The organism is Psychrobacter namhaensis (assembly GCF_016107545.1).
GTDB classification, from domain to species: domain Bacteria; phylum Pseudomonadota; class Gammaproteobacteria; order Pseudomonadales; family Moraxellaceae; genus Psychrobacter; species Psychrobacter namhaensis.
The window spans coordinates 158,301-180,725 of the sequence record NZ_JABASS010000005.1 but is presented as its reverse complement, the minus strand read 5'-3'; the positions used below and the strand labels follow the sequence as shown (position 1 = coordinate 180,725).

Annotated in this window: 15 protein-coding genes and 1 pseudogene; 10 read left to right on the top strand and 6 right to left on the bottom strand. The window is 46.0% G+C overall.

The features are described from left to right. A pseudogene (locus JFC06_RS06300) lies at positions 1-455 on the bottom strand (helix-turn-helix domain-containing protein); the annotation flags it as partial. 231 nt (positions 456-686) lie between these two features. Between JFC06_RS06300 and JFC06_RS06295 the strand changes: the two are divergent. The 6 genes from JFC06_RS06295 to JFC06_RS06270 all read left to right on the top strand — a co-directional run bounded on the left by JFC06_RS06295 (position 687) and on the right by JFC06_RS06270 (position 9,698). Then, positions 687-1,235: a phosphatase PAP2 family protein gene (locus JFC06_RS06295; RefSeq protein WP_193005069.1), complete on the top strand. Its 549-nt coding sequence runs from the start codon at positions 687-689 to the stop codon at positions 1,233-1,235. 283 nt (positions 1,236-1,518) lie between these two features. Further along, the gene (carA, locus tag JFC06_RS06290; protein ID WP_198334372.1) at positions 1,519-2,760 is read left to right on the top strand and encodes a glutamine-hydrolyzing carbamoyl-phosphate synthase small subunit; all 1,242 of its coding nucleotides are present in this window, start codon (positions 1,519-1,521) and stop codon (positions 2,758-2,760) included. A gap of 138 nt (positions 2,761-2,898) precedes the next feature. Further along, positions 2,899-6,162, top strand: coding sequence for a carbamoyl-phosphate synthase large subunit (gene carB / locus JFC06_RS06285; RefSeq protein WP_198334371.1), 3,264 nt, complete (start codon positions 2,899-2,901; stop codon positions 6,160-6,162). Between the two features lie 337 nt (positions 6,163-6,499). After that, the gene (gene greA, locus JFC06_RS06280) at positions 6,500-6,976 is read left to right on the top strand and encodes a transcription elongation factor GreA (RefSeq protein WP_193005087.1); all 477 of its coding nucleotides are present in this window, start codon (positions 6,500-6,502) and stop codon (positions 6,974-6,976) included. Positions 6,977-7,358: 382 nt separating this feature from the next. After that, positions 7,359-8,129, top strand: a complete 771-nt coding sequence (locus tag JFC06_RS06275; RefSeq protein WP_198334370.1) for a hypothetical protein — start codon at positions 7,359-7,361, stop codon at positions 8,127-8,129. A gap of 162 nt (positions 8,130-8,291) precedes the next feature. Further along, positions 8,292-9,698, top strand: a complete 1,407-nt coding sequence (locus tag JFC06_RS06270; protein ID WP_193005091.1) for a glycosyltransferase — start codon at positions 8,292-8,294, stop codon at positions 9,696-9,698. 143 nt (positions 9,699-9,841) lie between these two features. Here JFC06_RS06270 and JFC06_RS06265 read toward each other — a convergent pair whose 3' ends face one another. From JFC06_RS06265 to JFC06_RS06255, 3 genes are all read right to left on the bottom strand, one after another. Then, positions 9,842-11,284, bottom strand: a complete 1,443-nt coding sequence (locus JFC06_RS06265) for an APC family permease (protein ID WP_198334369.1) — start codon at positions 11,282-11,284, stop codon at positions 9,842-9,844. A gap of 325 nt (positions 11,285-11,609) precedes the next feature. Next, a complete protein-coding gene (gene gabT, locus JFC06_RS06260; protein WP_198334368.1) occupies positions 11,610-12,872 on the bottom strand; it encodes a 4-aminobutyrate--2-oxoglutarate transaminase in 1,263 nt (420 codons plus the stop codon). A gap of 163 nt (positions 12,873-13,035) precedes the next feature. Further along, entirely contained in the window at positions 13,036-14,502 is a 1,467-nt protein-coding gene (locus JFC06_RS06255) for an NAD-dependent succinate-semialdehyde dehydrogenase (protein ID WP_198334367.1), read from the bottom strand. A 233-nt stretch (positions 14,503-14,735) separates the two neighbouring features. Here JFC06_RS06255 and JFC06_RS06250 point away from each other — a divergent pair, with 233 nt between their 5' ends. Beyond that, entirely contained in the window at positions 14,736-15,497 is a 762-nt protein-coding gene (locus JFC06_RS06250) for an IclR family transcriptional regulator (protein WP_193005095.1), read from the top strand. A gap of 39 nt (positions 15,498-15,536) precedes the next feature. Here the strand turns inward: JFC06_RS06250 and JFC06_RS06245 are convergent, their stop codons facing one another. Together JFC06_RS06245 and JFC06_RS06240 are read right to left on the bottom strand one after the other, a co-directional pair. Next, complete coding sequence (locus JFC06_RS06245; RefSeq protein ID WP_230708484.1) at positions 15,537-16,736, bottom strand: CaiB/BaiF CoA transferase family protein; 1,200 nt, start codon at positions 16,734-16,736, stop codon at positions 15,537-15,539. A 334-nt stretch (positions 16,737-17,070) separates the two neighbouring features. Beyond that, the gene (locus tag JFC06_RS06240; protein WP_198334366.1) at positions 17,071-18,255 is read right to left on the bottom strand and encodes an acyl-CoA dehydrogenase; all 1,185 of its coding nucleotides are present in this window, start codon (positions 18,253-18,255) and stop codon (positions 17,071-17,073) included. A gap of 176 nt (positions 18,256-18,431) precedes the next feature. On the opposite strand from JFC06_RS06240, the gene JFC06_RS06235 reads away from it, so the two are divergent. The 3 genes from JFC06_RS06235 to JFC06_RS06225 all read left to right on the top strand — a co-directional run bounded on the left by JFC06_RS06235 (position 18,432) and on the right by JFC06_RS06225 (position 22,367). Then, complete coding sequence (locus JFC06_RS06235; RefSeq protein ID WP_198334365.1) at positions 18,432-19,259, top strand: IclR family transcriptional regulator; 828 nt, start codon at positions 18,432-18,434, stop codon at positions 19,257-19,259. A 405-nt stretch (positions 19,260-19,664) separates the two neighbouring features. Beyond that, positions 19,665-21,467, top strand: a complete 1,803-nt coding sequence (locus JFC06_RS06230) for an FMN-binding glutamate synthase family protein (RefSeq protein WP_198334364.1) — start codon at positions 19,665-19,667, stop codon at positions 21,465-21,467. Between the two features lie 72 nt (positions 21,468-21,539). After that, the gene (locus JFC06_RS06225; protein ID WP_198334363.1) at positions 21,540-22,367 is read left to right on the top strand and encodes a phosphodiester glycosidase family protein; all 828 of its coding nucleotides are present in this window, start codon (positions 21,540-21,542) and stop codon (positions 22,365-22,367) included. Positions 22,368-22,425: the final 58 nt, after the last annotated feature.

Here is a 22,425-nt window from a genome sequence, read left to right as displayed (position 1 = left end):
ACGGCAGTATTTATCAAACTGAACCAAGCGAATGGAGTCACAGCCATCTGCTTTGTGTTTAAATTGTGGATCAATGGGCGAAGTTGAATCTCTGTGCCATTAGCCAGCTTAAAGAACTTGGGCTTTTTGGGTTTCTTTTTATTCTCTTTGAATCTGGCGTGTACTTTGGGGTCAAAGAATCGTGACCAAGCAGACGCAAGATCGCGTACCTTTTGTTGTAAGGACACGGCATTAGAGCTAGATTTCAGAAAGGCAAAATCAGGATTGTTCTTTAAACTAACGATTTTATTAACGAGGTTGGTGGCATTGATAAACTCATTTTTAGCAAATATCTCAAACGATATTGCCAGCATGTGATTCCAAACAAAACGTGCTGAGCCGACAAGATTATTTAAGATAATCTCCTGCTCTGCATTAGGCTCAAGCCTAAATTTGTACGCTTTGTTGATTTTCATAGTGCCGATTCACTGTGTTTTTTAAAATAATTTCTAAAATTTATTATAGCTTATTTCAGTATATAGTTTTTATGACTATATAATAAACACTAAGCGAAATTCACCTCCACCCTAATATCGGGTGGAGTCCTCTTTCGCGGTTTTTATAGTACAATCCGCTAAAGCAGTCGCCTTGAGTACTTTGATCACTACGACAAAGCAGCAGCCAAAATTATGCTTAGGAATCATACAATGCAGCACAAAAAATATACCTCCACCATAGTGTTAGCAAGTAGCTTGGTGGTGGCCGCACCCTGTTATGCAGCCGATACCTCTGATGTGGAACGAGCAGGTGATATTATTGCTCTCACCATACCTGCCATTGCCTACGGGAGCACTTATCACATGAATGATAAGCAGGGTCGTCAGCAATTTTATCAGTCGTTTGCAGCCAATCTTGCCGTAACTTATGCTCTAAAGTCAACCGTTGATAAAGAACGACCCGATAGCAGTGATAACGATTCATTCCCTTCAGGACACACTTCTATAGCGTTCCAAGGCGCAAGCTTTATCCACAAACGCTATGGGCTAGAATATAGTATTCCTGCCTATGTTGGTGCAAGCTTTGTGGGTTATAGCCGCGTTCAAGCAGACAAACATGACGTGGCTGATGTACTGGCTGGTGCAGCGCTAGGAGTGGCCAGCAGCGTGTATTTGACAAAAAGCTATAATGATCAACTGATAGTCACCACCAATCTTGCCCCTGATTATTATGGACTTTCTGTGCATTACCAGTTTTAATCGCTATGTTTGCCTTTAACGCTAGCCATACCAGCCTATTTTGTATATAATACGCAAAATCTGTGCCTAAGCGAGCGGACATGATGCAAGTTACCTATTCACTATCTAGTGGGTTTTGTAGTTTTCATCTTTAATGTCTTCTCGCTTTTTTGTGGAAAATTTTTGGGTTTGCCGCTTTTTTTATGTTTATTTAGCTGCCGTTAGATAGATCTAAAAAGTCACTTTCTTCAAAATTTTGAACGCAAAAAGTCACGATACTCACACATAATAGCGGAGGCAATCCTTGAATTCATCGACAGAAATACAAGCAATTTTGGCACTAGCAGACGGTACGATCTTTCGCGGTGTCAGTATCGGCAGCCTTGGTCATCGTGTCGGTGAGGTGGTGTTTAATACAGCCATGACAGGGTACCAAGAAATCCTAACCGATCCCAGTTATGCACGCCAGCTCGTGACCCTCACCTATCCACACATTGGCAACACAGGCACCAATGCCGAGGACACTGAGTCTGGTAATGGTCATCAAGTGTGGGCAGACGGCCTCATCATTCGTGATGCGACAATGGCAACGTCAAACTTCCGCAACTCAGAGTCACTAAGCGACTATCTACAGCGTCATAATACCGTCGCTATCGCTGAAATTGACACACGTCAGTTGACACGCCTGTTACGCGATAAAGGGGCGCAGAACGGTTGTATCATGACTGCGTCAAATGGTGAGACAATCAGCGCTGATGACGAGCAAAAAGCGATTGAGCTGGCACAAGGGTTTGCTGGCCTAAAAGGCATGGACTTGGCAAAAGAGTGCTGTACCACGGACAGTTTTGAATGGACCGCTGGTACATGGGATCTATCAGACACTCTACTCAACCGTGACGTACCGGGTAGTCACGACAGCGGTACTGGTGGCTTCTTTAAGCAGCTTGGTACCCATGTTGACGCAAAATACAAGGTCGTCGCTTACGACTTCGGTAGCAAAACCAATATCTTGCGTATGCTTGTCGACCGTGGTTGTCATGTGACAGTCGTACCAGCGCAAACACCGATCAAAGACGTATTAGCGATGAACCCAGATGGCATCTTCTTATCAAATGGTCCAGGCGACCCTGCTGCTTGTGATTACGCGATCGATAGCGTCCGTCACATCATTGAAGAAACAGATATCCCAACCTTCGGTATTTGCTTAGGCCACCAGCTAATTGGTCTTGCCAGCGGTGCTAGCACCATCAAAATGAAAACGGGGCATCATGGTGCCAACCATCCGGTACAAGACTTAGCCGCTGGTACGGTCATGATTACCAGTCAAAACCACGGTTTTGCAGTTGATGAAGACACGCTCCCTGACAATGTCAAATCCACGCATCGCTCACTATTTGATGGTACCAATCAAGGTATTGAGCTGACCAATAAGCCCGTCTTTAGCTTCCAAGGTCACCCAGAAGCCAGCCCTGGCCCGCACGACTGTGCGCCATTGTTTGATAAATTTGCTGAGATGATGGAAAAGGCTAAAACTGTCCAAACTTAAATGTTCATTATAACTTGATAATAAGTCATGCTTGAATCGCTAAAAGCGGTTTGAGCAGTACTGTAAATATAAAACGCCATAAGCTTTATTAAAAATAGAGATTCATTAAAATATCACCCAACGAAGGTAGCCCTAACTATGCCAAAACGTACCGACATCAAAAGCATTCTTATCATTGGCGCAGGCCCTATCGTCATCGGTCAAGCATGTGAGTTTGACTACTCAGGCGCGCAGGCGTGTAAAGCACTAAAAGAAGAAGGCTACCGCGTCATCTTGGTCAACTCAAACCCTGCGACCATCATGACCGACCCTGTCATGGCAGACGCCACCTATATCGAGCCGATTACCTGGCAGACGGTTGAGCAAATCATTGCCAAAGAGCGCCCTGATGCCATCTTGCCAACCATGGGCGGACAGACGGCGCTAAACTGTGCTCTAGAGTTGGACAAGCATGGCGTGTTAACCAAGTACAATTGCGAGCTGATTGGCGCGACCAAAGACTCGATTGAGATGGCAGAAGATCGCAACTTATTTGACCAAGCCATGAAGCGTATTGGTCTTGAGTGTCCACGTGCTGAAACGGCTGAAACCATGGAAGAGGCCTTTGCGACTCAAGAGAAAATGGGCTATCCGTGTATCATTCGTCCCTCATTCACCATGGGCGGCTCAGGAGGCGGTATCGCGTACAACCGCGATGAGTTTATTGAGATTTGTGAGCGAGGCTTTGACTTATCACCGAACCATCAACTACTGATCGATGAGTCCTTAATCGGTTGGAAAGAGTACGAGATGGAAGTGGTTCGTGACAAAAACGACAACTGCATCATCATCTGTGCCATCGAAAACTTTGATCCAATGGGTGTACACACGGGCGACTCGATCACCGTGGCACCAGCGCAAACATTGACCGATAAAGAATATCAAATCATGCGTAATGCGTCTTTAGCAGTACTGCGTGAGATCGGTGTGGAAACGGGCGGTTCAAACGTCCAGTTCGGTATCAACCCTGACACAGGCCGCATGGTCGTCATCGAGATGAACCCACGTGTGTCACGCTCCTCTGCCCTCGCCTCAAAAGCCACTGGTTTCCCGATTGCCAAAATCGCTGCCAAACTGGCCATTGGTTACACGCTAGATGAATTGCAAAACGACATCACTGGTGGTAAAACGCCAGCAAGCTTTGAGCCTGCCCTTGATTATGTGGTCACTAAGATACCGCGTTTTAACTTTGAAAAATTCCCACAAGCGGATAACATCCTATCGACGCAGATGAAATCGGTCGGTGAAGTCATGGCGATTGGTCGTAATTTCCAAGAATCGATGCAAAAAGCACTGCGCGGCATGGAAACGGGTGCCGATGGTTTTGATGAGCAAATCGACTTGTCAAAAGTGAGCGTTGAAAAAGCCCGTTCTGGAATCATTAATCGCCTAACCATCCCAACGCCTGAACGCATTTACTACGTCGCGGATGCTTTTCGCGTCGGTATGAGCGTCGATGAAGTGTTTAACTTCACCAAGATTGACCCTTGGTTCTTGGTACAGATTGAAGACATTGTCAAAACAGAAGCCACCGTAAAATCACTCGGCTTTGGTGGTCTGAACGAGAAAAACCTCCGTAGCTTTAAGCGTAAAGGCTTGTCAGATCTACGGTTGGCCAAACTGCTTGGTGTCTCACAAAAGCAGCTACGCACCAAACGTTGGGACTTGAACGTTTATCCAGTCTATAAGCGTGTGGATACGTGTGCAGCAGAATTTGCCACCAGCACTGCTTATATGTACTCGACGTACGATAGCGAGTGTGAAGCCAACCCAACAGATAACAAAAAAATCATGGTCATCGGTGGCGGTCCTAACCGTATCGGTCAAGGCATCGAGTTTGACTACTGCTGTGTGCACGCAGCGCTTGCCATGCGCGCTGATGGTTACGAGACCATCATGGTCAACTGTAACCCTGAAACGGTTTCAACCGATTATGATACCTCTGATCGCTTGTATTTCGAGCCAATCACGCTTGAAGATGTGCTTGAGATTGTCCGTATCGAGAACCCTGACGGTGTGATTGTCCAGTTCGGTGGTCAAACACCATTGAAGCTTGCGCGTGCATTAGAATCAGCTGGCGTTAAAATCATTGGTACCAGCCCTGACGCTATCGACCGCGCAGAAGACCGCGAGCGCTTCCAGCATATGATTCAGCAGCTCAACCTAGTGCAACCATCAAACGCCCTAGCAACCAGCTTAGAAGACGGCTTGGTCAAAGCAAAAGACGTGGGCTATCCATTGGTTGTCCGCCCCTCTTATGTATTGGGCGGCCGTGCCATGGAAATCGTCTATAACGAAGAGGAACTCAGACACTACTTGCGCACTGCCGTCCAAGCGTCAAATGAAGCACCAGTATTGCTAGATCGCTTCTTAGATGACGCTATCGAAGTCGATGTGGATTGTGTCTGTGATGGTACCGACGTCGTCATCGGCGGTATCATGCAACATATCGAACAGGCAGGCGTCCACTCTGGTGACTCAGCTTGCTCATTGCCGCCTTACTCGCTGTCTGATGAGCTGTGTGACGTGATGCGCGCACAAACGGTCGCCATGGCAAAAGAGCTTGGTGTGATTGGCTTAATGAACGTACAGTTCGCGGTAAAAGGTGAAACGGTTTATATCTTAGAAGTGAACCCACGTGCTGCCCGTACCGTGCCATTCGTTTCTAAATGTATCGGTACTTCCTTAGCGCAAGTCGCGGCTCGCTGTATGGCTGGCACGTCGCTTAAAGACCAAGGATTTACGACTGAGATCGTTCCTGCGTTTTATGCGGTCAAAGAAGCGGTATTCCCGTTTGCCAAGTTCCCAGGTGTCGACCCTATCTTGAGCCCTGAGATGAAATCAACGGGTGAAGTCATGGGCGTGGGCAAAACCTTTGGCGAAGCATTTTACAAAGCCATAATCGGTAGTAACGAGCGCTTGCCAGGTCTACCTACTGAGGGCGAGACCAAGACCGTCTTTATCTCAGTTCGTGACAGTGACAAAGCGCAAATTGCTCCTATTGCCCGCCAGCTTGCCGACTTTGGCTTTAACATCGTGTCAACGACAGGGACGCAAAAAGTACTGAGCGACGCAGGTATTGAGTGTAAGCAAATTAACAAAGTCACTGAAGGTCGCCCACATATCGTCGATGCCTTGAAAAATGGCAAAATCGATCTTATTATCAATACGACTGAAGGCAAGCAAGCACAAGAAGATTCTTTCTCTATCCGCCGTAGCGCCCTACAAAGCAAAGTGTTCTATGTCACCACCTTAGGGGCGGCAGATGCGGTCTGTAAATCTTATGCGATTGACTTACCGTTTGAAGTTTACAAACTGCAAGATTTACATGAACAAGCAAAGACTATTGACGTGGCTGAATAATTTCAGTAGATTAAGCATAACCGTCAGGCTTATGTAAAAGCTTATGCGAAACCTGTTATGGGTTTTTATATGACAATAGTGCTTTAAAAAAATAATACCTTTAAAAAGACAGACCTAAAAGCATAGTGGCTAAACTGCGACTATGCTTTTTATTACATAAGGTTCAGTACGCCTCAGTTTATGAGTATATATGCTCATACATGACAGGGCGTTTACAGTTTATACAGCCTGAACCTCACTCTTTTTATATTTCATACTCATTGCAACAACGCTGACACCATCTCACTATTCGCTAAGAGTAGGAGATGGTGTGGTGTTATTGGTTTAAGGAAAAAACATGCAACGTTATCCCATGACTCCGCAAGGACATGCGGCTTTAGAAGCCGAATTAAAACAGTTAAAAAGTGTCGACCGTCCACGCATTACCGCTTCTATCGCTGAAGCCCGCGAACACGGCGATCTAAAGGAAAACGCTGAGTATCACGCAGCACGCGAACAACAAGGTTTTTGTGAAGCGCGTATCCGTGATATCGAAGCCAAACTCGGTGCGGCCCAAGTCATCGACCCAACCACTCTACCAAAAGATGGTCGTGTGGTATTCGGTGTGAGCGTCATCATCGAAAACATGGACACTGAAGAAGAAAAACAGTACAAAATCGTTGGTGATGATGAGGCCGACTTTAAAGCGGGCAAAATCTCAGTCAACTCACCCATCGCTCGCGGCCTTATCGGTAAGTTTGAAGGCGATGAAGTGCGTATCGAAACCCCAAAGGGTGTGGTCGAGTACGAAATCATGAAAGTCATATATGATTAGTTTTTCTGACTGTCACAAATTTTGTGATAAAGACGCTTTGATAGCAGTCGCTGCTGACAGTGTATAAAACCGTCGTTGGTTTAGACAGTAAGCAAAACTAACACAAAGTATCGTTATTTATAGCGTAGTAGTTACACAATGCTGCTGTTCTACTCAAATATTTTTAGCGCATAATTACTTGAGTAGAGATTGCTTAGCCGTTTGGTTGGGTATCGGGCAAAAAATAATGATGGCTTAGTAAATGCCAGTATTGGCCTTTATCCATACTAATCCCCTTGTTATTTGACGTGCTGGTCATGTTAAGTAACAAGGGGTTTTCTTGTCTAAGCGTTATTTATTTGCTGTTTCATTGACTGTTATTTTAAAGGAGTCTTTTATGGTCATGCGCGTTGATACATCAACAGGCATTATTACTACCAAAAAAACAAGTGCCCAAACCACATCCATAACCACAGCCATGTTTTTAATGTTAGCAGGTATAGCCCTCGCGGCTTCTACAGCCAATGCTGCGCCTGAAATCGCCATTAACTCGACAGCAGGCAGCAGCACTACCGTCGTTGAACAGTATTCTGATGGCAAAACAGCCATCATCACTGCCACACCGAATGGTATCACCATGCGAGATGGTATGCCTTATTCAGTGACTCAAGTCACCACTGTCCCACGCTATGTCGTTCGGCAAAGTGGCACTAATAACACGGTCACGCCGCAACCAATCAGCAATCAAATCACCACAACGACTTCTTTAGACGCCCTGCAACTAACACCAACATTTAGTACGCCTGATATCGTCAACGCCCAAACCAAGGTCATGAAAATCTTAAAAAATAGCGCTGGCCGTGAAGTCGCAGTTCCTGCCAATCATATCGCGCCAGGTGATATCATTGAATACCATACCACTTATACTAATACGACAACTCAGCCAGTAAACGACATCAATGCGATGGTTTCGTTACCAAATGGCATACAGCTACTATCATTAAATAGCCCGTTGCCAACGCTTGCGACCACGGGTGGCAACCGTTATCAAACCATTCAACAAGTTGGCAAGACCACCGTCATTCAAGAGAGCTATTCTGGTCTTAAGTGGAATTTGGTAAATCTCGACCCTAATGCCACACAAACCGTGGTTATACGAGCAAAGGTTCAGTAGCCGTAAAGCGACCCTTAAAGTATTGAGAATAGATAACGACTACGCCTAAAAAAGGCCTTGCGTACTCAAGGCCTTTTTTAGTGCGTGAAGGTTGAGTTTTAATCACTTTTAACTGACAATAGCAGCTTGATATTATTATATTAACTGGTGACCCACGCTATTATGAAAGTTATGCGCTTACTGTCGTCCTTAAAGCATGATGAATCCGAGCGCGGTATTTTTCATCTTGGACGCGCCTTGGTCAAAAACGAGCATACCTCCATCATCGTCTCCAGCGCTGATGAGGACAATGATTTGGTGAAACGCCTAAAGCGTGACGGGAATATATATCATCAGCTGCATATGAATAAAAAGTCTTGGCTATCACTACTGCAAGTCACCGCACTGCGCCGGCTGATTGAAAAATACGATCCTGACGTTATTCATGTGCATTCGCGTACGCCTGCTTGGATACTACATTTAGCCCTACGTCGCGCGCGTGTCAAGCGCATGCCAAAACTGGTCTCAACCATGTATGGCTTTTATCCTATCAATAAATATTCACAAGCACTGCTTGCTGTCGACACCATCATTACGGTGTCTGATAGTGTGACCAATTATCTAAAAAAAGGGCTACGTCTTGAAGACGCCGACCCTAAAACCATTAAACGAATCTATCGCGGGGTCGATACTCGCCGCTACCCTTACCGGCATAACCCTTCAGTCTATTGGTTACGGCACACTTTCGCTGAATACCCTGAGCTTGAGCATAAGAAGTGGCTGGTGTTTCCCACGGTCATCGGTAACGAGTACGGCCAAGAGTGGTTGATTGATATTTTGGGCAATTTACAAGAGCAGTTTCCTAATATCCACGTCATTATTATGGATGAGGATTACAGAGATGATGACGTCGCTCATGAAGACTTTCGTCAGCGTACCAATGCACTAGGTTTGGCCGATCGCATCACTTACGTAGGCAGCAAACGTAACGACATGCGTGAGTGGCTCTCAGCAGCGAATATCGTGATGGCGCTTGCTAATGAGCCTGAATCGATTGGTATCAATGCCCTACAAGCGATTCATTTAGGCACGCCTGTTATTGGTTGGGACCAAGCGGCTTTTAGTGAGATTCTACAGCCGCTCTATCCGCAAGGTCTGGTTAAAAAGTACAACGCCAAAGCCCTGTGTAAAGCCGTTAAAAACCAATTAGAAAGCGTCACGCGTCCTGAGATGACAAATAAATTCACCATGCGCGAGATGATTGAAGAAACCCTAGCCGTCTATCAAGATCTATACGACATAGCACTAGCAGAAGAACAAGCCGAAACCGATGCCGTAGCAGTAAGTAGAATCAAAAGAAGCTTAAAAAAACCCTCTGACGCTGTCCGTAAGTCGCCTGATACAAACGCTGCGACCACCACTCTACAGCCTGAGCCTCCAAATAAAGACGCTAAAGTCAAGCTGCTAAAAAAAACGCCTAAAACGACAAATAAGTCCAAGATGCCAACTGACTCAGACACCGTTCAAGACGATAGCAGCCAAAAAAGTATCGTTCAAAAAGGTATCGTTCAAAACAACAAAGATCTATAAGTCTAGGTCTATCATCAATTCATTTTGACCTAAATATGATAATTTATTTCAGGACGGGACAGTTCAGAAAAAAAGCCTAACATTGCATGTTAGGCTTTTGTTTTGAAGGACAACTTATTTAAAAACGTCTCTCATTAACAATTTTATCGTTTAGGTGGATTGTCTTTTAACCACAACTGATTGACGATTTTTAATTCACGCAGCTCTTCTGCCATAATCGACTCACTAATCCCCGGATATTTCACCCTTGCATAACCGTACAACACGATACCAAGCACTGTCCAACCCAAGAAGATCCACCATTCAATCGCTGTCAGTGCTGAGGGCATACCTGGCATATATAATATTAACATACCAATACTCAGTGCAATCGTTATCATGCCGACCAGCTTACCGGCGGGTATTTTGAATGGACGCACCATATCAGGCTCACGATAACGAAGTACCAAGAACGATATCGCAACACAGGTATAGGCAATGACGATACCAAAACCACCAGCATCAACAATCCAAACCAACATTTTACGACCAAATAATGGCGCAAGCGTCGCCAAACCACCAATCAACAAAATCGCATTGACGGGCGTATTGTATTTTGGATGCAGTTTGCCCAAGAACGCTGGCAACATATGGGCTTTTGACATGGCATAAAGCAGACGACTACCACCAATCAAAAACGCATTCCAGCTGGACAAAATACCAAGCACGCCACCAATCACCAATAAAATACCCGCCCATTTGCCTTGCCATGCATTGGTCATTGCGTCAGCAGTCGCAAGCGTCGAGTTTTCTGCTTGTACCAATGGCAACGTTGTACCCACACTCCAAGCAATACCGACATACCATATGACGGCAACGACAATAGAAACAATCAGAAATTTGCCAATATTAGGACGAGTAAGATCAATCTCCTCTGCCGCCTGCGGAATGACATCAAAACCCACAAACATAAAGGGCACCATCACAATAACGGCCATGATACCGCCGATACCCCCGATAAAGGCTGGTGCTTGCACTGAGTTTGAAGTCTCAGGATTGAACAAGACAGCACCGATGAACAATAAGGTACCGACAAACAAAATACCCAGTACTGCGGTTTTTTGAAACCAAGCACTGACTTCCATACCGCGTACATTCAGCCAAGTGACAATGACCGATCCCAGCATCCCGACACCCACCCAAGTGGCGTAGACGTCCCAGCCAGCGATGGTCCAGAGATAACCTTGGCTGTAGTTAGGAATAAAGTACTCTACGACCGTCGGCAGGGCAACGGCTTCAAAAGCCACCACTGAAAAATAACCAAATAAAATACTCCACGAGCAGATAAAGGAGACATTGACCCCTAGTGCTCGATGCGTATAAGTATGCTCTCCACCGGTGATGGGCATTGAGGCTGCAAGCTCAGCATAAGTCACACCAATCAGTATCACCGCCAGCCCGCCTACCAAAAATGCCAGCATCGCCCCCCAAGTACCCGCAGATAAAATCCAACCGCCAGCCAAAACCACCCAGCCCCAACCAACCATAGCACCAAATGCGAGGGCAATAATATCTAACGTCCCTAGCGATTTTCGTAGTTCAGACATAACCTACTCCTTGTCTGTGTGTCATCCATGTGAACCTTTTACAGTTACACCATTTGTGTTTAGTGGAATAGCACCCATCGTATTTACTATGTACGCCGTTGCGTCTCAAAGCGGTCGTGTGTTCTTTGTCTAGTGCCCAACAGCCACAGCAAAAACAGAAACAGAAACGGCGCCTTGATTTGCAAGGCGCCGTTGAACAACACACTCAAAGCGAGTGTCATGAGGGCAGCCTTGCCATTATCGTAACTACAACTTTTTAACCAAAGTCAGTGTGTGATTAAAAGCGATCCGTCGCTATAGTAAATAAAATGAGGCTTGCTACCTCTTAAGCCGTTAGAATACCTTTGATAATATCAAGGCCTTCTTGTAGTACTTCGTCTTCAACGGTCAGTGGCACCATCACACGTATCGCATTGCCATACATTCCGCAAGACGCTAATAGCAAACCTTGCTCAAATGATTTTGCTTTTAGGTTAGCAGTTGCCACGGTATCGGGTCTGCCTTCACTATCGATCAAATCGAACGCTAACATAGCGCCTTTGTGACGAATATTACCGATACTGCTTAGATTGAGACCTTTTAAGAACGCCTCAATTTTGTCGCCAATCTCAACACTGCGCTCAAGCAGATTTTCTTCTTCGATCACTTCTATGACGGCAAGCGCAGCCACACACGCCAATGGGTTACCAGCATAAGTACCACCCAAACCGCCCACTTGCGGCGCGTCCATAATCTCAGCGCGACCAATAACTGCCGAGATAGGATAACCACCCGCCAAACTCTTGGCACTGGTCATCAGATCCGGCTCAACGCCCAACTGCTCACTCGCAAACAGCGTACCTGTTCTGGCAAAACCACACTGTACTTCATCAAAAATAAGAACGATGCCGTGCATATCACAGATATCGCGTAACGCTTTGGCAAATGATGGGGTTACTTGGTGAAAGCCGCCCTCACCCTGTACTGGCTCTATGATCATTGCCGCCACTTCACTAGGGTCGATATCTGCTTGGAAAATCATCTCAAGGCTATGTAGGGCTTGTGCTTCTGTGACATTTAACTCTTCAGCAGGGAACAGGGCATGAAACACAGGGCCTGGCATAGGACCAAAATTCTTTTTGTAAGGCAGTACTTTGCCCGTGAGACTCATGCACATTAAGGTGCGGCCATGCCAGCCACCAACGAAAGAGATCACCCCTGGACGCCCCGTTTTAGCACGAGCAATCTTAATGCAGTTTTCGACGGCTTCTGCCCCCGTGGTCAAAAAGAAAGCCTTTGTGTCACCGCTGATAGGGGCTTTTTCGCACAGTTTCTCAGCCAAATCAACATAGCACTCATAGTTGATCATCTGGGCAGCAGTATGCGTAAATTTGTCTAGCTGCTCGTGCACGCGCTGAGTGATTTTTGGATGGCTGTGCCCCGTGTTTAATACTGAGATGCCGCCGACAAAATCGATATAGCGATTGCCTTCAATATCCCATACTTCTGAGTTCTTTGCTTTTTCTGCAAAGATAGGAAAGGCCACACCAAGTCCTGTTGGTAATACCGCTTTGCGGCGCTCTAGTAGTGATTGATTGGTCGTTGTCATAAGAATGTCCTTTTCTTTATTTGTAACATAAGTGCCATTAGTTGATTGGCGGTTGACTGCTGGTTTATTGGATATGTGCTAGACCGCGAATGGGACTCGTTTGTCGTAAACCCCCAAAGATGTCTAAAATGTCTTACTAATAATGAATCGTTTATCGACACTATTAACTGATATCAGAGCACCAGTATTTGGTCACCACATACTCTTCAATGCCGTATTTTGAGCCTTCACGGCCAAAGCCTGACTGCTTCACGCCGCCAAATGGCGCAACTTCCGTCGAAATCAAACCCGTATTATGGCCGATGATGCCGTACTCAAGTCCTTCGGTCACGCGCCATGAGCGTGCATAATCACCACTGTAAAAATACGCGGCCAAACCATAGATCGTGTCGTTGGCTTGACGGATGACCTCTGCTTCGTCTTTGAAGGTAAAGATGGTCGCGATCGGACCGAAGATTTCCTCAGAGGCAATGTCCATATCGTGGCTAATATCTGTAATCACAGTGGGATTGTAGGTCAGCTCTGAGGCGTTATTCGTGCTTCCACCAGCGATGAGCGTGGCCCCTTTATCTAGCGCATCTTTTAGCAGTGCTTGTACTTTTTCTAAGGCTTTTTGATTAATAAGAGGGCCGATATCGACGCCGTCATCCATACCATTACCAACATTAAGCTCAGCCACTTTTTTAACGAACACGTCTAAAAACTGATCTTTAATGCTGTCTTGCACATAGATGCGGTTGGCGCAAACACAGGTTTGCCCAGCATTGCGGTATTTAGAGGCGATTAAGCCATCCGCCGCTGCCTCTAAATCGGCATCGTCAAAGACGATAAATGGTGCGTTACCACCAAGCTCTAGTGATAACTTCTTAATGGTTGGCGCACATTGAGCCATCAGCGTTCGACCGACTTCAGTAGAGCCAGTAAACGATAGCTTATGAATACGGGCATCGCCTGTTAAAATGTCGCCGATGGTTGATGCTTTGCCAGTGACCACTTGAATAACGCCTGCTGGAATGCCCGCTTGCTCAGCCAATACGCCTAATGCTAGAGCAGAAAATGGGGTTTCGGTCGCAGGTTTGATGATCATCGTACAGCCTGCCGCCAATGCAGGCGCCGCCTTTCTCGTAATCATTGCCGCTGGAAAGTTCCATGGGGTGATAGCTGCGCAAACGCCAACGGGTTGTTTTAGGATGACATGGCGCAGTTGTGACTTGTTCGCAGGGATGACATCGCCATAGACACGCTTGCCTTCTTCTGCAAACCAACGAATAAAGCTATTGGCATAGCCAACTTCACCACGTGATTCGGTTAAAGGCTTACCTTGCTCAGCCGTCATGATAATAGCAAGATCTTCTTTATTGGCATCGATGAGATCTGCCCATTTTTGCAACAGATCTGCACGCTCTTGCGCAGTTTTGGCCGCCCAAGCGGTTTGTACTTCATGCGAGTAGGCAACTGCGTCATTCACATCTTTGGTAGTGAGACTTGGCACCGTACCAATAAGTTCACCGTTAAAGGGATTATTGACCTCAAGGGTGGCTTCATCACTGGCCGCATGCCAACCATCTTTGATGAGACAGGATTGTTTGAGTAGATCAGGATTCGATAACTGTAGCGTAGACTGTGACATTTTGACGCTCCTTGTCATTTAAGGTTAAATATTTATAAGAATGGATATAATAGGTTTGTCAAATAATTATTGATACTTTCATACTTGTTCAATATACTGAACAAGTATTCTATATATGAGACATCATTATAGGAATGATCGCTTCTGGTTTGCAACCCTTATTCGCATTTTCATGATTATTTATCGCGACATTTTTATACAATATTGATTTTATTAACTTTGATAGGTTACTTATGAGCTCGACCGCTGTCCCTGCATTGGACAAAACGTTTCAAATTTTGGATTTGATTACAGACAGTCCTCACCCTCTTACTGCTGCTCATATCGCTAAAGAGTTGGCGCTTCCTCGTAGCTCAACCCATAATATTTTGCAAAGCTTACTGAACAAACATGTCATCTATAAAGATACGGACAGTCGCTTTCATCTAGGCTCTTATTTGATGTATTGGGCAGGCAAATATGAGCAGCAGCAAGGCGTTGTACAGTTGTTTAAAGACCTTATCGTACAGTACCCAGTCCTACTTCAGCACACGGTCACCTTGTCTAAGCTGGATCTGGGGGAAGTGGTGTTTTTGGCCTGTCATGAGTCACCCGCCCCGCTCGGCTTTACCTTTCGAGCAGGGGTTCGAGTACCTGCCGTATTTTCTGCGACAGGTAAAGCCATGCTGTCAACCATGTCTATGGACAGCATAAAGTTATTGTATAAAGAGAGGTTTCCGACGCCCATGACACAACATGGCGTCAGTAATTTTACAGATTTATCCATCGAGCTTGCAGCGATACATGAAAGTCGAGTGTCACTCGATGATGGGCAACTGCGCGATGGTATGTACTGCTTAGGCACTTATATCCGTAATGCTTCAGGCACTGCCGTCGCTGGTATGGCAGTCAGTTTTTTGCAAGGAGAGTACGAAGCAAAGCGGGCTGAAGTCAGTGCCGTGCTGATTGAGTTGGCTGAGCAAATTGAGCAACGTTTGGGCTTTAGCGCTCATTAAGATAAAGGGGTTAATGTTGCGCTTCTTTTAAACACTTCACTAAACAATTCCATCGGCTTTGAGTTTGGCGATCATATCATTATCGTAACCGAGCGTAGCCAAGGTACTATCGGTATGCTCACTCAACTTGGGTGGCGGCGAGCGATAGCTTATAGGTGAAGCGGATAGTTTGATCGGATTGCCAAGTGCGCGTACAGGACTGCCAAGCGCTGCAAAATCAACAATCATCTCACGGGCCAGCGCTTGCGGCATGGACAGAGCTTCAGCGATATTATGAATCGCCCCGCACGGAATACCTGCCTGCTCTAAAACCTCTAACCAGTGGGCGCGTGGACGCTGAGCGAATTGCTTGGTCAGCGCATCACACAGAAGCTCCCGATGGGCAACGCGGGCAGGATTGGTCATAAAACGCTCGTCAGTGTGCCAATCGACTGAGAGGACATCGCATAGTTTGGCAAACTGGCTGTCATTGCCACAAGCTAAAATAAAGTGCGCTTGCCCTTTAGCGGTAAATACTTGATAAGGCACGATATTTGGATGTTGATTACCCAGTCTTGGTGGTACTTTGTCTGACGCCAGATGGTTCATACCGACGTTTGCCAACATGGCAAGCGCACTATCGAGCAATGCCACATCCACATGTTGTCCCAGTCCTGTATTTTGACGGGCCAATAACGCCGCTTGGATACCAATGGTCAGCTGTAAGCCTGCAAATAAATCAACGACTGCCACACCGACCTTGTGTGGTTCGCCATCGCTGGGACCCGTGATACTCATCAGCCCTGACAGACCTTGGATAATATAATCATAACCGGGACGCTTGGCATCTGGCCCTGTCTGCCCAAATCCTGTTAAAGACGCATAAATCAGACGCGGATTGTCTTGTTTTAGGCTGTCGTAGTCTAAGCCGTATTTTTTAAGCCCGCCGACCTTAAAATTTTCTACTAGAATATCGCTATCAATGGCAAGCTGTTTGATAATGGCTTGCCCCGCTGGCGTGGTAATGTCTACGGTGAGCGATTTTTTATTGCGATTGATGGTGGCATAATAAGCGGACGTGTTATCGCTGAACTTTGGCGGTGCCCAGTGACGGGTTTCATCACCAATGCCAGGACGCTCAACTTTGATGACTTCTGCCCCAAGATCCGCCAGCACCTGCGTGCAAGAAGGGCCTGCCAACACTCTCGATAAGTCAAGCACTTTGACACCATTCAACGCGCCTTTTGGCATATCAGTCATAAGAGTCCCTTATTTTTTAACCTGTTTTTTTGATTTTCTAATAATAAAACTGTTATTCATCATTTAGCCCCTCAGCAGTTAGATGATGAATAACAACTAAAAACGTACGCTACTATTGATGCTCTTTTTCACAAAAGTCCAAGCCGCAACGTACGCAGTGAAGCATCTCTGTGTTAAACATTTTTGGCCATTCTATTGAAAACCGATACAGAGTGAATGGGATAATTTTTTTGTAGCCTCTGTCACGCTGGCGAACAGCAAGCCAGAAAAATTCATCCCATTCGCACGATGATATTAACGTATTGATTTTATTTTCAACTGACTATAAAAACACTTAAAAGAATGCTTGAATGCCTGTCTGTGCACGACCTAGGATAAGGGCATGAATATCATGTGTACCTTCATAGGTATTGACGGCTTCTAAGTTCATGACATGACGGATGATATGGAACTCATCAGAGATACCATTACCACCATGCATATCACGAGCGATACGAGCGATCTCAAGTGCTTTACCACAGTTATTACGCTTAATCATAGAGATCATCTCAGGGGCAGCGTTGTCCTCATCCATCAGACGACCGACACGTAGCGCGGCTTGTAGACCTAAAGTGATCTCTGTTTGCATATTGGCCAGCTTCAACTGCACCAGCTGTGTTGCGGCCAGCGGACGACCAAACTGCTTACGATCTAGCGTGTATTGACGCGCCGCTTTCCAGCAGAACTCAGCCGCACCCATCGAACCCCAAGCGATACCATAACGGGCTTTATTTAAGCAGCCAAAAGGACCTTTTAGACCACGAATATCTGGGAAGGCATTCGCTTCAGGGACAAACACTTTATCCATGACGATCTCACCCGTGACTGAGGCCCGCAGTGAGAACTTGCCTTCAATTTTTGGCGCAGACAGCCCTTTCATGCCTTTGTCTAACACAAAACCGCGAATGTCCCCTGCATCATCTTTGGCCCAAACGACAAACACATCAGCGATAGGACTATTGGTAATCCACATTTTATTACCAGTTAGCTCATAACCCCCATCGACTGCACGCGCACGTGTCGACATCGATGACGGATCTGAACCAGAGTCTGGCTCTGTCAAACCAAAGCAGCCAACGTATTCACCCGTGGCAAGCTTCGGCAAGTATTTTTCTCTTTGTTCTTCTGTACCGTATGCCCAAATAGGGTGCATCACAAGGCTCGATTGGACACTCATCGCTGAGCGGTAGCCCGAATCGACCGCTTCTACCTCTTTGGCAATCAAACCATAGGCAACACTTGACAAACCAGCACAGCCGTAGCCATCAATCGTCACCCCAAGCAGGCCCATCTCACCCATTTGACGCATGATATTGCGATCAAAGTGCTCATTGCGATTGGCATTGATAATGCCCGGCATCAGCTCTTTTTGAAAAAACTGCTGAGCACTGTCCGTCACCATACGCTCTTCGTCAGTGAGCTGGTTGCGTAATAAAAAAGGGTCTTCCCAGTTAAAACGAGGGTTGGTCGATGTTGCCATGTGTCTCTCCTTGATATCAGTCATCCTGACTGACGAGTAGTGATAAATGTCATAAACTGATTTAGCAAGTTATTGACTTTATAATTCCGCTGTGCGAAACTTAGTTTCATAATATAAACTATTTAAGCAAAATTAAGCCACGCTGTAAACCTTTATCAAAAAAATATGAGTATAAAATGACAAAACCCTTATCCACAGCCATTCCTCTACTGGATCGAATAAACAACACGCTTAGCCAAAGCAAAAACGACAATGACCGGCAGTTTGTGACAGCGCTTGGTCGCGGACTGACATTGCTTGCCGCCTTTGAGCATCACGAGCGACTTACCCATCAGCAGTTGTGTCAAATGACTCAATTGCCAAAAGCGACCATCACCCGTCTCATCCATACCTTAACCACGCTTGGGTTTTTGCGCACCACTGAACACGGACACTATCAATTGGGCAGTAGTGCAGTACGGCTCAGCGCTACTGCGTGGAGTCGTCATGATATGATCGCTGCTGCAGCGCCATTATTACGACAATTCGCCAGCGAAAATGAGGTGTCGGTGAATTTAGCCACTGAGGTCGAAGGAGAGATGCGCTATCACGCCTGTTGTCGCAGCCCTGCTCGTCTATCGGTTAATCTACAAGTTGGCTCAGCAGTGCCCGTGGCATACACTGCTATTGGCCGCGCGTTTTATGCTGTCAGCTCAGCGACAAGACAGGCTATGATTAGTAATAATCTACAAGAGCATTTACCTAAAGACATGTTTCATAGCGCGCAAACCGCCTTAGAACAGGCAGTAGAACACTATAAAAAGTATGGGTATACCGTCTCTGACGGTGAGTTTTCTACTGATATATTGGCAGTCGCTGTTGGCGTATATGATGTCGCCACTGGACAACACGCTTACTCAATCAATGCCAGTGTCCCGAGTGCCAACTGGGACGCGGATGACTATGCTTTGATCATTGTGCCAAAATTGCAGGCGTTGGCTAAAAAGATTGGTAATGGAGATTAAAGATATGTCCTTAGCTCAAAATCTGTATCACGTACGTCAATTGCACGGCATCAATGGGTTCAATATCAGCTGAAATCTGATTATCGATTATGGGATGAGTGATAATTTTACTTAGGCTATTTTTATTCTCATTAATCGGATAGTTTGAACTGGCTAAATTTGAGCTATTAGGTAAACTCAAAGGTGGGGTAAACAGTCAGTCTCAGCATGTATGCCATCTACCTGAATTACTTTAGCACACTGTTACCCAATTAATTCTAGGCAGTGATATCATATATGGAGGATGTAGACGATACTTCTGGACGCTTACTGGCATTTGATAGTGGTAGAGTCCTCTTTAGTCGTCTTTCTACTTCAGTGATCTTCGCCTTTTTTAATGTTTGTATATGCCTGTTGAGTGTTGTTATGCCCCAATCTCGTACCAATCTAAATCCTGAACCCAAAGCCAGTTTGCCTTATGTGGTCGGTTTATTACTGCGCTTTAGTACTTTTGGTGCTGCCATATTGATCCTATTGGCCGGTCTATTACTCACTAACTGGTGGCTAATTATTATTGGTGGTTTCGGGGTCGCACTGGGCATATATGACTTGATTCAATCCAAGCATTCTATCTTGAGCAATTATCCGGTTGCCGGACACATTCGTTACGTGCTCGAGGACTTTCGCCCAGAGATTCGCCAGTACTTGTTAGAAAACGACAAAGAGCAAGTGCCGTTTTCACGCCAGCAACGCGCCCTTGTCTACCAGCGGGCTAAAAATGTCAGTGACACCAATGCCTTTGGTACGTTAGATAATTTATATACACAAGGCAAAGAGTGGTTTTTACAGTCAGCGATCAGTCAGCCTCTAAAAAATAAAGACTTTCGCATCACGGTTGGTGGTGAGCGTTGTCAGCAGCCACATGACATGTCAGTGTTTAATATCTCAGCGATGAGCTTTGGTAGCTTATCTGCCAATGCCATTATGGCGCTCAATCAAGGCGCAAAAATTGGCGGCTTTACCCACGATACAGGCGAAGGCGCCATCAGCCCTTATCATCGCAAGTTCGGTGGCGATTTGATTTGGGAGCTGGGTACCGGATATTTTGGTTGTCGTGATGAGCATGGTAACTTTGATCCTCAGGCTTTTGCCGAAAAATCGGTCGACCCTCAAGTTAAAATGATCGAAATCAAACTGTCTCAAGGAGCAAAGCCTGGTAAAGGCGGCGTGCTACCAGCCGAGAAAATCACCCAAGAAATAGCCGAAACGCGTCATGTGCCCATGGGACAAGACTGCATCTCACCATCATCTCATACCGCTTTTAGCACCCCACGCGAGCTTGTCGCCTTTTGGCAACAGTTACGTGAATTATCAGGCGGAAAACCAGTGGGCTTTAAGCTATGTGTGGGACAACCTTGGCAGTTTATGGCGATTGTTAAAGCGATGATAGAGACCGACAACTACCCTGACTTCATCGTCATCGATGGTGCGGAAGGTGGTACAGGCGCCGCCCCTGTTGAATTTATGGATAACGTCGGCATGCCAATGGTGGAAGGGTTTTTATTGGTACACAATACGTTGGTCGGCGCAGGTATTCGTGACAAAATTAAGCTTGGCGTAAGCGGCAAAATCGTCTCTGGTTTTGATATCGCTCGTATGATTGCCTTGGGTGCAGACTGGTGCAACTCAGCGCGCGGCTTTATGTTTGCCGTTGGGTGTATTCAGTCGCGCTCTTGTCATACCAATACTTGCCCGACAGGTGTTGCCACCCAAGATCCCTATCGCCAAAAAGCCTTAGACGTCCCAAGTAAAGCGGAGCGAGTCGCAAGCTTCCATAAAAACACGCTCAAGTCGCTTGCCAGTATCGTTGGTGCCGTGGGTCTACAACACCCAAGCCAATTGCAGCCGTATCATATTGCTCGCCGTTTAGATGACGGGCAGATAAAGTTATTATCGAAGTACTTTTATTTTACTGACAAAGAGGCATTACTCGATCAAAGCGCCCGTGCGGATGTGTTTAATCAGATGTGGGTCATGGCAAATCCTGATAGCTTCTTAGCGAATAATGATGCGCTGATTGCTTACAACAAAGACTCACGCGATAAAGGTAAAGAGACCAGTGCGCCAACAGAACAAAGCCTTGGCAGCTTGGATGACATCGTTGACGGTGGCAGGTTAATCGGTAACGTCAATAATACCTTTCGTGACTTTCCGCATAGCAGTGAGTAAAATTCTGCGATGAAAACGCTGTCCGTTAAAATTCTCTACCTTTCACTCCACCTTTTAAAAGACTCACGATTGATGCCAAGTTTTGCTCCTTCCTTACCGTTATGGGCCGCCGCCCTACTCTTGCTCAGTGTCCTAAGTGTCAGTGCTTGCCAGCCAATAAATAATAACGACTCTGCCAGTGACCCACAGAATTGGTCTTGTCAGACCGAAGACGCCCCCTTTGCTTATAACACTTGTAGCGTTAAAGCTGAAGCGTTGACTAGTGATCGCTATGCTTTACAGTTATTTTGGCAACAGCCTGATAGTACGCAACCCCTACTGACCTTTGATGCATTATTAACAACGTTACCAGCAAATCAAACGCTTAAATTTGCCATGAATGCCGGTATGTACAATGACACTTATGCACCGATTGGCTATACCGTTATTGAGGGTGAAGAAAAGCGCGCTTTAAACCTCAAAGAAGGCGGCGGAAATTTTCATCTACTGCCCAATGGCGTGCTCTGGTGGGATAAATCTGGCAACGTGCAAATTACAGAAAGCCGTGCTTTAGGTGACCGGCTAAAAAGTGATGACGCAAAGCCTTGGTATGCCACACAGTCTGGTCCGATGCTGGTCATCAATGACGAGATCCATCCCCAGTTCAATCCTGATAGTACCTCACTCAAAATCCGTAACGCGGTAGGCGTTTGCCATGATGGCCGCATAAAATTTGCCAATAGTGAGGTACCTGTGACATTTTATCAATTTGCCACCTTATTCAAAAATGAGTTGGACTGTCCGAATGCTTTATTTTTAGATGGCGGGATTGCTTCGGCGTTATATGCGCCCAGTATCGACAAACATGATAAAAAAGAGATGGGTGTGATGATTGGATTGGTTGAAAAAAAGGCAAAGTAGTTTGATTTTAACGCTTTTAGAAGATTTTCCAACTTCTACACCAGAGCGCCCTGCGTGT